The organism is Pseudoalteromonas sp. NH0006-46 (genome assembly GCF_057547735.1).
This window is the reverse complement of record NZ_BAAJML010000002.1, coordinates 535555-549067: the sequence shown is the minus strand read 5'-3', so window position 1 is coordinate 549067 and position 13513 is coordinate 535555. Positions and strand designations below refer to the sequence as shown.

Here is a 13513-nt window from a genome sequence, read left to right as displayed (position 1 = left end):
AAAGCTGCAGGCAATTGAATACCTACAGCTTTTGTATTAACCCGTTTTAATATTATTTAAACCAGCCCTGAAAACGTTCCATCAACATGTAATTGACTGGGACTAGCAATAAAGTAATAAAGGTCGCAAAAATAATTCCAAACCCTAAACTTACCGCCATAGGTATTAAAAACTGCGCCTGAGTTGCCTTTTCAAACAGCAATGGCATTAAACCAATAAAAGTGGTTAAACTGGTGAGCATAACCGGGCGAAAGCGCGATGCGCCAGCGAGTTTAACGGCCTCTATTAAATCGCCACCTTCGCTGCGTTTTTTATTGATGAAATCGACCAATACAAGCGAATCATTCACTACCACACCTATTAATGCAAGCATACCTAGTAAGCTCATAATGGTTAAGTCCATACCCATTATCCAATGCCCGACTACAGCGCCAATCATGCCAAATGGAATAACGCTCATAACAATAATTGGTTGCATGTATGACTTAAACGGAATGGCTAATAGCGCATAAATAATAAAAAACACAAACACTAACGCCCAAGCCAATGAGCCAAACGACTCTCTTTGCTCTTTGGCTTCACCTTCGAGTTTATAGTCAACACCCGGGTATTGTTGCATTAACTCGTCTAGGTATTGTGCTAGGTCAGCTTGAAGCACCGTCATGTTGGTGTTATTTTTTTCTATATCAGCTGTCACGTTTAGTGTGCGGTAACGATCAATACGGTTTATGGTTGACGGGCTTTGCCCTGCCGTAAGTGTTGCCACGTGCGACAATGGCACAGAGCCGCCATCGGGGGTGTTAATTAGTATATTTTGTAAATCAGCTATCGAGCGGCGCTCATCGATAGGCAAACGCACCATTACACGCACGTCGTCTCGTCCGCGTTGAATACGTTGAACCTGCGAGCCAAAAAACGAATTACGCACTTGTCCTGCTACATTTACACGATTTAAACCCAGCGCTAAACCTTGTTGTGTAAGCTCTATACGCAACTCTTCTTTACCATCTGACATACTATCAGCAATATCAAACACCGTAGGATACGTTGCTAAACGGTTTTTAATGTTATCAGCAACATCTTGTAATATTGTTAGTGAAGTACCACTTAGTTGAACGTCTATTGGGTCTGAGCTTCGGCCAATTTCAGCTCTAAATGTTAGGCTTTCTGCACCAGGAATCACACCAATTAAATCGCGCCATTCACTAGCAAGCTCTCGCGAACCTATATCTGACTCACGCTTTTCTGCAGGTGTAATCTCAAAGCGTACCGCGCCAGAGTTTGACACACCGCCACGTCCGCCAGTAGTCGCTAGTATATTTAAAATAACGCTTTCGCCTGTATCAGGGTCACGATATTTGTCTTGTAATTGCTGCGCCTTTTCAGACATATCAATTACGTATTTATTAGTTACTTCAAACGGTGTACCTGTTGGCAGTGTTAGATTGACTCGTACAGTTTCGCTAGGAATACGTGGGAAAAAGATAAACTTAGTCCAACCACTGGTGATCATGGTTAAAATAATAAAAAACACACCAACAAATAAACTGACCGTTGCTAATTTATGGCGCAAAGCAGTGTTTAATATAGGTTGGTAATATTTTAAAATTGCACTTTCAAAGCCATCTGCAAAGCGTTGTTGAATCGCTTCAAGCTTTGATGGTTCACCTTTTTGGTGGCGTAGTTTTATGTATTTTAAATGTGCTGGTAACACAAATTTAGATTCAATTAGCGAAAACAGTAACACCGGAATAACCACTACCGGAATTTGTGCAAATAAGGCGCCCCGCGCCCCTTCAATAAATGCTAAAGGTAAAAAGGCAGCAACGGTCGTCAGTACACCAAAGGTTACGGGAGTAGCCACTTCTTGAGTACCTAATATAGCAGCCTGCTCACCCGATTTTGCCGTTTTTAAATGGGTATACACGTTTTCGCCGGTTACTATGGCGTCATCAACCACAATACCAAGTACTAAAATAAAGCCAAATAAGCTCATTATATTTAACGTTACACCAAAAATTGGCATCGCGATAAATGCGCCCATAAACGATACAGGAATACCAATAAACACCCAAAATGCAATTGCTGGGCGTAAAAATAGCGTGAGCAGTGCCAGTACTAAAATACCACCTTGTAAAGCATTACTGGTTAAAGTGGCAATACGGCTTTTAACTAATTCTGAGTCGTCGTCCCAATAACTTAGTTTAAAACCTTGTGGTAGCGTGGCTTGCTGCTCTTGAATATAATTTTTAACATCGTCAGCCACGGTTATCGCACTTTGCGGGCCAATTCGGTAAACGTCTATAAACGCCGCTTGCTTACCATTAAAACGGGTGCGCACTGGCGTTTCTTCAAAATCGTCTTTAATTGTAGCAATGTCACCTAAGCGAATAATTGTTCCGTCGGCTTGGTTTTTTACAACTATGCTAGCAAATTCGTCTTTACGATAAGCCTGCCCTTTTGAGCTAATTAGTACATCGCCGCCTTCTGTTTTTAAGTTACCAGCAGAAATATCAGAACTTGAATTAGCAATAGCACTCGATATTTGCGCAAGGCTTAGGTTGTACTGGCGAAGTGTGTCTTGGCTAACTTCAATGGCTAACTCGTAGTCTCGTACACCACTTAGCTCTACCTGCGTTACGTTAGGTAAGCGAAGTATTTGATCTCGTACTTTTTCGGCATATTCACGCGTTTCTTTTTCGCCGTAATCGCTTGATACGGTAACGGCTATTACTTCTCTTTTACGCTCAGCTAGCGCAACAATTGGTTTTTCTGCATCGCCAGGAAACGTATTAATTGCATCTACTCGGCTTTTAATATCAGCTAATAACTCACGTGGATCGTAACCGCTTTCAACCTCAATAGTTACAGAGCCTGAGCCCTCTGACGAGCGGCTAAATATTTGTTTAATACCCTCTAAGTCTTGCACCGCTTCTTCTATACGAATAGTCACGCCCTGCTCTACATCTTCAGGGGTTGCACCACGCAGGCTTACACCTACGCTTATCATATCGGTTTCAAAGGACGGAAATACTTCCAGTGGTATTTTACTGGATAAACTAAATAGTCCCGACAACAACAAAGTTACTAACAATAAGTTGGCAGCAACATGGTTTTTGGTAAACCAAGCAATCATGCTCTATCTCCTTGCTTGGCCGCGCGACGTTTTTTTATTAACTCTTCAACACTTATACCAAGCTCTTTTGCTTTTTGCTCTAGCTGCTCACGAGTCGGGCGCTTACTTTTAGATGCTTTTTCTTTTGGCTGCGCACCTAAAATACTCACTTTAGTGCCTGAACTTACTTGCCCTAGCGGCGTAACAACTAATTTATCATTCGCTTTTAAACCGGTTTTGATCATTGCTTGGTTGGCGTTTTGCCATGCAAAAGTAACGTCTTTACGCTTTAATACGTCACCTTCAACTACGTAAACATAGGTGCCTTGATAAATTGTACTGTTAGGAATGATCAACGCATTTTGCACCGTTTTACCCGCTATTTGCGCTTTTATGTATTGCCCTATTTTAATGGGATACTGATTACTAGCGGTCGATTTATATGGGTCGTCTATTTTTGCCACCACGTATAGTTGCTGCGCGTTTTCGTCAATTGCGCCCTCGGTGCGTGCCAGTTGACCTTGCCATGTTTGCTCACCCACTAAATCAGAACTAAATTTAACTAACGAACCCGCTTGGTTTTTAGCACCATCACGGTATTGCTCTGGCAGGTTAACAAACGAAAGGTCTTTATTTTTTATTGGTAAGCGAATTTCAACACTATCAATAGCGTAAATAGTGGCAAGTTGGGTATTGTTACTCACTACTTGACCTAAATCGACACTGCGACTCAGTATGCGCCCAGCATAAGGTGCAGTAACCTTTGTACGCTCTAAATCAAGCTCTGCTTTTTCAAGGGTAGCCTGAGCCGATAGCACTTGTGCTTGCGCCGCTGCTAATTGCGGCTCACGTAATACCAGGCTGCTGGCTTGGCTTGAACCACCAAGACGCTTCCAATCAGTCAGTGCTTGTTGCCCGCGGGCCTTTTCTTCTAATAAGCTTTGCTCTGCTGTGAGCAAGTTAGCTTGCGCAGATTTAACCTCTGCCTGATGATCTCTATCATCTAGCTTTAATAACACGTCGCCTTTTTCAAAAAAGCCACCTTCTCTAAACTCATCACTCACTTCAGTTATTTGCCCAGATGCTTGAGCAACAAGTAAGCTTTGAGTTCTTGGTTTTACCGTACCGTAGCTGTCTATCATTACTTGATAGCTTTGAGGCACAAGCTCAAGTACAGACACACTAATTGCTGCTTTTGGTGCTGAGCCAAAACGTCTCGCCTCTGGCGGATTACTCTTAATAAAAAACACAATTAAAAGAGCGGCAACAACAACCGCGGCTGGAATAATAATTTTAGCTGTTTTAGTTTTCATCGTTATTGCTCTTTAAGTCGCCTGACGGTTTTTCAAAATCACCACCAAGGGCAACATGTAGGTTGATTCTATTTGCGATTAATTGATTTTTAATTTGTATTAATGAACTTTGCGCATCAAATGAGCGACCTTGTGCATCAAGTACCGTGGTATAAGTTACTAAGCCACTTTGATATTGCTCAAACGATAACTGCTCGGCAGCAAGTGCATTTTTTTGTGCTTCAAGGGTGCTGGTGTACTGCGCTTTTAAAGACTGCTGCTGCGATATTGCATTTTCTACATCAGCAAATGCATCGTACAAGGTTTGTAAATATTGCTGTTCTTGCTTTTGTGTATTCAGGCGCGCAATTTCTTCATTGGCTTGTAAACGACCGCCCTCAAAAATAGGTGCCGAGATACTTCCGAGTAAAGACCATGCAAGGCTTGAAGGGGAAAACAAATCACTCACTCTGTCGGTACTATCACTTAAGCTTGCCGCTAAGTTTAAGCTCGGAAAGCGCTGCTTATGTGCATAAGCCAATGACGCATCTGTAGCTAATAACTCGTACCAACTGGCAAGTAATGCGGGCTTTCGAGTGATGAGTTCTGAAGGAATTCCAACTGGGATTTCGGTCTCAATAACCGGTAAGTCAGTACTTGCTGCAATGACCCCTTTTGGGTACTCACCTAATAAGCGCTCAAGCACTCTTGCTGCACTTGATAGACTCGCTGTTTGAGTGGCAATGCGTGAGCGTTCGTTATTAAGCTCATTGCGGGCTAAATAAACATCAAGTGCCTCGTTAATACCTTGGCGATAACCCGACTCAATTATATCGAGGTTTTGCTTAGCATTTTCTTCACGGCGCTTATATAAATCGAGTAACTGCTGCGCAGACACAACATCAAACCAGCCTTTTACAACATCTGAAACGAGTTGTTGTTTTGCTTGTTCAAAACGCGATTTTTGCGCTAAATAAGAAAGGTTAGCCTCACGCTTTGAATCCGACAGCTTGCCCCACAAGTCAACTTCATAATTTAAATTTAAGCTTACGGAGCTAGCATTATTATAACTAACAGGCCGGTTATTTTTACTACGGCTAGTACGCGTAGATAAATCCAAACTTGGCCATAGCGCTGCCCCTGTTGCTATAAGTTGCTGCTTAGTAATTGCAACATCGTAGCTATTTTGTAAAAGTTGTTGGTTGTTTTTAAGCGCCTGTTCAACATATTTTGTCAGTAGCGGAGTGTTTAGTTGTGTTAACCATTCATCTTCGACTTTCAAAACTGAACTTGCTGCTTGTTGTGACCACTGCTGCGGAAGAGCGTTCGGCGCTTGTTCGCGCTGCGAAGGGTTTAAGTTACTCGCACAGCCACTGAGCAGCATCACACTAATTGCCAATAAAGTTGGCTTGCATTGCCAAATCATAATTTAACCTGAATTACTGCTATTTATGAATGTAATTCAAGCACCTTGACTAATTTTGCTCAACTTACTTTACATAACATTACATAGCTAGCGGTGAGTAAACGAATAAGTAAGTTATACGGCAAAAATGATTAAATGATCAGCAACAGTGAAAATAAACACACTAATCAAAGACTCCAATATTTAGCTTACAAACAGCCCATAAAAGTTATTAAAAATTTTATAGGCGTTTTAAAGTTGCAAAAATACAAACAACAAAACGTAATAGGCAATTGATAATTTAAAGGTGAGTGATTAACACTATAGAATAAGTAGGCTACTTAAGCAGACTACTGATTACAGTGCATTGAAATTACTATTGAAGGAATGGTGCCGACTAACCGAGTCGAACGGTTGACCTACTGATTACAAGTCAGTTGCTCTACCAGCTGAGCTAAGTCGGCACGCTAAATTATTTGAAAAGGTAGGTTTTAACACGGGTTAAAAACAAAAAAGCCCTGCATAAGCAAGGCTTTGTATAAATGGTGCCTCGACCCGGAATCGAACCAGGGACACGAGGATTTTCAATCCTCTGCTCTACCAACTGAGCTATCGAGGCACTTAAACAGTGCTAGTTAAATATTATTAAAACACTTAACTAAAATAAATGGTGCCGACTAACCGAGTCGAACGGTTGACCTACTGATTACAAGTCAGTTGCTCTACCAGCTGAGCTAAGTCGGCACACTAAACTGTGTGCTAAGGCACTTTATCAATTTTAAAGATTGATAACTTTTTTGTAAATGGTGCCTCGACCCGGAATCGAACCAGGGACACGAGGATTTTCAATCCTCTGCTCTACCAACTGAGCTATCGAGGCACTTAAGCAGTGCTAATTAAATGTTGTTAAAACACTTAATCAAAATAAATGGTGCCGACTAACCGAGTCGAACGGTTGACCTACTGATTACAAGTCAGTTGCTCTACCAGCTGAGCTAAGTCGGCACACTAAACTGTGTGCTAAGGCACTTCATCAATTTTAAAGATTGATAACTTATAAATGGTGCCTCGACCCGGAATCGAACCAGGGACACGAGGATTTTCAATCCTCTGCTCTACCAACTGAGCTATCGAGGCACTTTAACAGTGCTAATTAAAAATCTTAATAGATTTTTAATGCAATTCCCAACAACCTATACTGAGCCAGCTGTCTGGGCGTGCGGCGTATTAAACGAGTTTTGCCCTTACAAGTCAACTTTTTTTTTATCCTTTACGACTGTTTGAACGGTTTTCAAGCAACTCAGTACGTTTTTTATTGATAACGTACATTTTTACCACAAACCAGTCTATATATATGAAATATTATAACTAAATCAGACTAAAACCGTAGTGAATTATTTTTGGTAAATGGTACGATTAGTTCAGATACCTATGCTAATGGCTAAAGTAGCAAAAACACATCAATGGGAACATTCAATGCAGAGTAAATTCTCTTCGCCGGTAAAAGGGTTATTACCACTTTTTTTAATATTTAATATTGCAGTTACCGCACTTGCCGTATTTGGTTACTCGTTCTACGTAAAAAATAAAACACAAGTAGTTCAACCTGAACAATCGGTAAATATTAAAACACTTGCATCTACATTAAACCAGCCAATGATCGACGCGCTAACAATGTATGGCCAGGACAAGGTTAAGCAATTACTCGACTTAACATCCTCTTTAGATGATGAGTTTGAATACACTCTTTATCGTTTCAGCGCGACTTCTGATACACAGCTCGTTTATAGCAATAGCGAGACCGCACCTGAGTCTATTAAAATTACACAATATAATGAGAACACAGGTGTGTTGCATCATATTCTCTTACTTAACGACCAGCCAATTGGTGAGCTAATTATTAAGCAGGAGTTAGCCCAACCACCATTAAGCATGCAAGACTCTCAAGTAATTGCATATGGCATTGCAATCGCAACTGTTATTTCTTTATTTATCTTTGCGTTACTTTTTAATGTGTATATTAATGGGCGTTTGCGTAAGAGTACCGACTCACTGTCACAAGAGCTTCAGGCTATTACAGAACAAGGTAACTATAATAGTAATATTAATGAACAACTTGATATTGGTTTAGGCGTCGTTGCACAAAATATAAATGTACTCCTTAAACAAGTACAAACAGCCCTAAGCGATAACGAGTCGGTACAAAAAGAACTGAAAAAACTACAAAATGGCTTAGAGTCAGAGGTACAAAACCGCACTATTGCACTCGAGAGAGAAACCTTAAAAGCACAAAGAGCTAGCGAAACTAAAACCACCTTTTTAGCTACTATGAGCCACGAGATCAGAACGCCGATGAATGGTGTTATTGGTACCATTGATTTACTGCGTCAAACCGAGCTAGATGGTGCTCAGCATCGCTTAAGTACTATTATTCGCGAATCAGCATTCTCATTACTGAGTATTTTGGACGATATTTTAGATTTTTCTAAAATTGAAGCCGGTAAGCTTAATATTGACCCAACCCCTTTTTCAGTTGGCGATACCTTAGAAGAAGTAACTCGCGTTTTGTCGTCGGTTGCTAAAAAACGCGAACTCGACTTAGAGCTATCAATTGCGCCAGATATTCCAGTAAATCTAGTCGGTGACAGCGTACGTGTGCGCCAAGTACTTTATAATCTGTGCAGCAATGCAATTAAATTCACAAGCACCGATGAAAAAACCCAGGGCCATGTAAGAATTTCGGTTGAGGTTGCGCATAACACCGCCGATCACTTTACCTTACGCTTTTGCGTAACCGATAACGGCAAAGGAATGACACAAGCTCAGCTAAGAGACATATTTAGCCCGTTTGTTCAGGCTGAGAGCTCGATAACCAGGGAGTTTGGTGGCACCGGCTTAGGGCTTTCTATTTGTAAGAGCCTTACAGAATTAATGTTAGGGACGATTCATGTAAATAGCCATGCTGGTATTGGCAGTGAGTTTACCGTTGAACTGCCTTTTAGTACTTCAGGTAAAATAAAATATGCTCATAAAAATGCCTTAGACGGCAAACCAATTATTGTTGTAAGTAACAATCTTCAACGCGAAAAAATAATGTATCGTTATTTATCGTTTATGGGGGCAAAAGTTATTTACGCACACACAGAAAAAGAAATTGAGCAACACCAAAACACTGAAGGTGCTATTTGGGTTGCTGATGGCATTGATAACATTGATGATATTAACTCTCTATTAAGGCGCCTGTTATATTCACTAGAAGATTACAATCAACAAGTTGTTGTACTGAGTAAATTAGACGAAGCAGCCATTAACCATAAAAATATTTTTTACATCAATGCATCTCCACTTTGTAAATCTAACTTTATGCTTTCGATTTTAGTTGCCGCAGGCTTGCATCAACCAAAACAAATTAAAAAAGCCAAAACACTTAATAACTATTTAAATGTAGAGCAAGCTAGAGAATCAAATAAATTGATTTTACTTGTTGAAGACAACCTTCTAAACCAGCAAGTTTTAACCGACCAATTGCATATATTAGGGTATGGCGTAGAGGTTGCAAACAATGGTGAAGAAGGCTTGGATATGTGGAGAAAGAACAACTATTCACTTATTTTAACCGATCTACACATGCCAAAAATGTCAGGATACGACATGGTTGAAAAAATTCGTAACGAAGCTGAATTGCTAGAAGCTATAGACGCTCAACCTTATATTGTGGCAGTTACAGCTAACGCCCTTAAAGGTGAAAAAGAGCGCTGTTTAGCCGTAGGTATTAACGACTTTATTACTAAACCTATAGAGCTAAATGCCTTAGAAGATACTCTTAAACGCTGGTTTGATAAGCAAGCACCTAAACAAGAGTTAATCCCTCAACAAAGCATGGCGCTCCCCATAGACATGGATGCGGTTTCTAAATACGTAAATGGCGATAAAGCAAAGCAACTACGCTTTTTCAAGATGTATTTAGAGCAAAGTCAAAGTTTAATTAAGTCTATAAATTCTGGTGTTATGGTCAATGACTTGGCAGAAATAATTGAAGGCTGCCATCAACTTAGATCTATATCTAAAACTATTGGTGCGCAAACAGTAGGAACTCTAGCTGGTGCATTTGAAGATAAATGCAAAGCGGGAGAGCTAACAACCGATGAATTAATTGATTTACGTGATCAGTTAGAAATTGAATATTCTAAAGCGGCTCAATTTTTAAAAGAGCAAGTTAGAAAGGCAGAGCAGGAAAACGAAGAGTTTTAGCACTTTATAATTAACAATAAAAAAGGGGCTAATAGCCCCTTTTTTATTGTAATTACTATTTATTTTTCAGGCGGTCTATAGCCTTCAATTTCTACATCTTTATCTTCAAACAAAAAGCCAACCATTTGCTCTTCTAAAAATGTACGATGCTCTGGGTCCATCATATTTAAATGCTTTTCGTTAATTAGCATCGTTTGTTTGTGTTGCCATTGAGCAAAAGCTTCTTTAGAGATGTTATTAAAAATCTTTTCACCAATTTCACCCGGATAAAGTTGAAAACCTAAGCCTTCGGCTTCTTTTTGTAACTTTTGACAAAATACAGTACGTGCCATAATTAATTTCTCTTAAGCGTTAAATGCCAACAGTTTAACCTATTGGTGCAATTTGTTTAACCAACTTTTTAGTTGGCGCAGCTAAACCGACTTCCACTGATTGATCTAGCGGGTACCAAACTAGCTGACGTTCGTTAATTACATCCGGGATTTGTTTAAGATTTAATATATGTGGATTAATAGTCAGCTCAAAATGAGAAAATACATGGGTAAACGCCGCTAATGGTTCAAGTTCTGATATAAAGCCATGTTGAGCTAAAAAGTCATCTAGCTGTTGGCGTTCAGTAAACTCGAAAAAACCAAACAACCCACCCCAAATACCAGAGCTAGGGCGTTTTTCCATAAGGACCTTATCGTCGCACTTTATAATTAGCTGATGACAGCTTTTTTTAGGCACTGCTTTTTTAGGCTTCGAATGAGGAAACTCTTTAACTTTACTCGCATTAAACGCACCACAGCGACTATTTAACGGGCACGCCTCACAATCAAAGCGGCTACGTGAACATAAGCTTGCACCTAAATCCATCATAGCTTGGTTGAATTCTGTCACATTATTTTTAGGTGTTAATTGCGACGATAAATGCCAAAGCTGGTTTTCTACTTTTTTTACACCATACCACCCTTCAACCATAAAATAGCGTGCCAATACTCGCTTTACATTCCCATCTAAAATAGGGTGATGTTGACCAAGCGACAATGACAATATAGCCCCAGCTGTAGAGCGGCCTATGCCCGGCAAATCAATAACCTCTTCAAGCGTTTGAGGAAACTGTCCGTTGTATTTGTCGCGAACTATTTTTGCTGTTTTATGAAGATTTCGCGCGCGAGCGTAGTAACCTAAACCAGTCCAATGGTGTAGTACCTGATCTTCTTCGGCATTAGCCAAAGCAATAATATCAGGAAAACTTTTCATAAATTTTTCAAAATAAGGGATCACAGTAACAACTTGAGTTTGCTGAAGCATAACCTCAGAAACCCACACTTTATAAGGCGTTTTACCCAATTGCCACGGCAGCGTTTTTCTGCCATGAAGGTGATACCAATCAACTACTTGCTTTGAAAACCAGTGAGACTGCTCTTTATTTAAGTCCAACATATTATACTTTTTACTCATGCTCAATGGCGGGTCAGTCTATTGCAGTGAGTAAAAAGATCAAGCTATAGAGGCTGTAAAACCAGCTAATACTTGTGATTGAGGCCATCGTCAGGGATAATATGCAACCATTTTTAAACACATTGTTTTGTCAGGCCAATAAGATATGAGTGAATCAAGCAATACCAACCTCGAGCAAGCTAAGCAAGAAGGTAAATACATCCGCACCATTCGCAGTTTTGTAAAACGCGAAGGTCGATTAACCAAAGGCCAAGCCGCTGCAATCGAAAAATGCTGGCCAACAATGGGCTTAGAGCATAAAAACGGCATGCTTGATTTAAGCCAAGTATTCGGCAACAACAATGATGTAGTGCTAGAAATAGGCTTTGGTATGGGCAAGTCGCTTGTAGAAATGGCTAAAAATGCCCCACACTTAAACTTTATTGGTATTGAAGTACACCGCCCAGGCGTTGGTGCATGCTTAATGGATGCCGACGAAGCGGGTGTAACTAATTTACGCGTGTTTGAACATGATGCTGTAGAAGTACTTGCTGACTGCCTAAGCGATGAAAGCCTAACTACATTGCAATTATTCTTCCCAGACCCATGGCACAAAAAGCGCCACCATAAGCGCCGTATTGTACAAACTGAATTTGCTGAAAAACTACGTTCTAAATTAAAAATAGGCGGTGTTTTTCATATGGCTACTGATTGGGAAAACTACGCAGAACATATGCTAGAAGTTATGCAAGCTGCCCCGGGTTATAAAAATCAATCAGAAACTAACGATTATGTGCCTCGCCCTGATTTACGCCCTCTTACCAAATTTGAGCAACGCGGCCACCGATTAGGTCACGGCGTTTGGGACTTAATGTTTGAGCGCACAAAGTAATTACACTTTTATATTAATTTAACATACTGTAAGGCAAAGCCATTTATGAGCGTATTAACCAACCCAAGTTTACTGTTGCTGCGAAATAGTGATGCATTAACGGGTAAATCTATATTGGTGGTCAACTTTGTTCAAGATGGCTTTTTAGCTGAGCTTAAAACGCTTAATCCAAATAGCAAAATTACAGCGTTTAGCTATAACCATGCTAATGGTGAATTTGCTAAAAATACTCATGGTGTTGATGTAAAAGTTAACCACACCATTACTGGCAGTGATTATGATTTAGTCATTCTTTATTATCCTAAATCAAAACCAGAGCTTTTAATGGCCCTTGATAACATACGCGCTGTAATAACTGCCGACGCAGAGTTATTAGTTGTTGGTGAAAATAAAAGTGGCGTTAAATCCATTGAAAAGCAATTAGCAGCTAAAACTGAATATAGTAATAAAATTGATTCGGCTAAACACTGCGTATTGTACTCATTTTCTCAAATTGAACTTAATGCGCAATTTGATATTAGCCACTACCATAAAACATTTACAGTTAGTATTGCCGACATATCATTTTCAGCTATTAGCGTACCTGGCGTGTTCAACCATGGCTGTTTAGACGCTGGTACGAAAATGCTACTCGAAAATGCCCCTTCAACTAAACAAGGTAAAGTACTCGACTTTGGTTGTGGTGCTGGCTTAATTGCGACCTTCTTAGGGTTAAAAAATACAGCTCTTGAATTTGTATGTAGCGACGTAAGCGCACTTGCAACCTATGCAACAACTCAAACTTTAAAGTTAAACGGGGTAACTGGTGAAGCAATTCTCAGTGATGGCCTTAAAAATATTAGTGGTAAGTTTGATTTAATAGTGAGTAATCCGCCGTTTCACACAGGAATTGCTACAGACTACAGCGTTGCAGAAACGTTTTTAGCTAACGCTAAACAGCATTTAACTAAAAACGGAAAGCTAACTATTGTTGCAAACAGCTTTTTAAAATACCCGCCAATTTTAGAAACACAATTTGAAACGTATCAAACCGTATTCAAAAACAATAAATTTGCCGTATATAGCAGTTAAACACGCTTAAATGCTAAGTTAAACAATTAATATGTTTGGCTTAGTATTTGAATGTATACTTA

8 protein-coding genes and 6 tRNA genes are annotated in these 13513 nt (G+C 39.9%); 3 read left to right on the top strand and 11 right to left on the bottom strand.

The genetic code is table 11. The annotated features are described in order from the left end of the window. Positions 1 to 52: 52 nt before the first annotated feature. The 9 genes from AC27I2_RS07345 to AC27I2_RS07305 all read right to left on the bottom strand — a co-directional run bounded on the left by AC27I2_RS07345 (position 53) and on the right by AC27I2_RS07305 (position 6949). Positions 53 to 3136 (bottom strand): efflux RND transporter permease subunit, encoded by a 3084-nt coding sequence (locus tag AC27I2_RS07345; RefSeq protein WP_487203874.1) that lies wholly within the window; start codon positions 3134 to 3136, stop codon positions 53 to 55. After that, positions 3133 to 4428, bottom strand: a complete 1296-nt coding sequence (locus AC27I2_RS07340; protein ID WP_487203873.1) for an efflux RND transporter periplasmic adaptor subunit — start codon at positions 4426 to 4428, stop codon at positions 3133 to 3135. Before AC27I2_RS07340 ends, AC27I2_RS07345 begins: the two co-directional genes overlap by 4 nt. Beyond that, on the bottom strand, positions 4418 to 5833 hold the full coding sequence (locus tag AC27I2_RS07335; RefSeq protein WP_487203872.1) for an efflux transporter outer membrane subunit: 1416 nt from the start codon (positions 5831 to 5833) through the stop codon (positions 4418 to 4420). Before AC27I2_RS07335 ends, AC27I2_RS07340 begins: the two co-directional genes overlap by 11 nt. Before the next feature lie 367 nt (positions 5834 to 6200). Continuing rightward, positions 6201 to 6276: transfer RNA gene (locus AC27I2_RS07330), tRNA-Thr, on the bottom strand. A 79-nt stretch (positions 6277 to 6355) separates the two neighbouring features. Beyond that, positions 6356 to 6431 (bottom strand) — tRNA-Phe (locus AC27I2_RS07325). Positions 6432 to 6480: 49 nt separating this feature from the next. Further along, positions 6481 to 6556, bottom strand: a tRNA-Thr gene (locus AC27I2_RS07320). 60 nt (positions 6557 to 6616) lie between these two features. Beyond that, positions 6617 to 6692, bottom strand: a tRNA-Phe gene (locus AC27I2_RS07315). Between the two features lie 49 nt (positions 6693 to 6741). Then, a tRNA-Thr gene (locus AC27I2_RS07310) sits at positions 6742 to 6817 on the bottom strand. 56 nt (positions 6818 to 6873) lie between these two features. Continuing rightward, positions 6874 to 6949: transfer RNA gene (locus AC27I2_RS07305), tRNA-Phe, on the bottom strand. A 339-nt stretch (positions 6950 to 7288) separates the two neighbouring features. Here AC27I2_RS07305 and AC27I2_RS07300 point away from each other — a divergent pair. Continuing rightward, the gene (locus AC27I2_RS07300; protein ID WP_487203871.1) at positions 7289 to 10063 is read left to right on the top strand and encodes an ATP-binding protein; all 2775 of its coding nucleotides are present in this window, start codon (positions 7289 to 7291) and stop codon (positions 10061 to 10063) included. Positions 10064 to 10122: 59 nt separating this feature from the next. On the opposite strand, the gene AC27I2_RS07295 is transcribed toward AC27I2_RS07300, so the two are convergent. Together AC27I2_RS07295 and mutY are read right to left on the bottom strand one after the other, a co-directional pair. Beyond that, complete coding sequence (locus tag AC27I2_RS07295; RefSeq protein ID WP_058404815.1) at positions 10123 to 10395, bottom strand: oxidative damage protection protein; 273 nt, start codon at positions 10393 to 10395, stop codon at positions 10123 to 10125. 34 nt (positions 10396 to 10429) lie between these two features. Continuing rightward, a complete protein-coding gene (gene mutY, locus AC27I2_RS07290; RefSeq protein ID WP_487203870.1) occupies positions 10430 to 11491 on the bottom strand; it encodes an A/G-specific adenine glycosylase in 1062 nt (353 codons plus the stop codon). Positions 11492 to 11654: 163 nt separating this feature from the next. On the opposite strand from mutY, the gene trmB reads away from it, so the two are divergent. Together trmB and AC27I2_RS07280 are read left to right on the top strand one after the other, a co-directional pair. Further along, positions 11655 to 12380 carry a tRNA (guanosine(46)-N7)-methyltransferase TrmB gene (gene trmB / locus AC27I2_RS07285; RefSeq protein ID WP_006794328.1) on the top strand — a complete coding sequence of 242 codons (726 nt, stop codon included), beginning with the start codon at positions 11655 to 11657 and terminating at the stop codon, positions 12378 to 12380. 45 nt (positions 12381 to 12425) lie between these two features. Next, positions 12426 to 13451, top strand: coding sequence for a methyltransferase (locus AC27I2_RS07280; RefSeq protein WP_487203869.1), 1026 nt, complete (start codon positions 12426 to 12428; stop codon positions 13449 to 13451). Positions 13452 to 13513 lie beyond the last annotated feature (62 nt).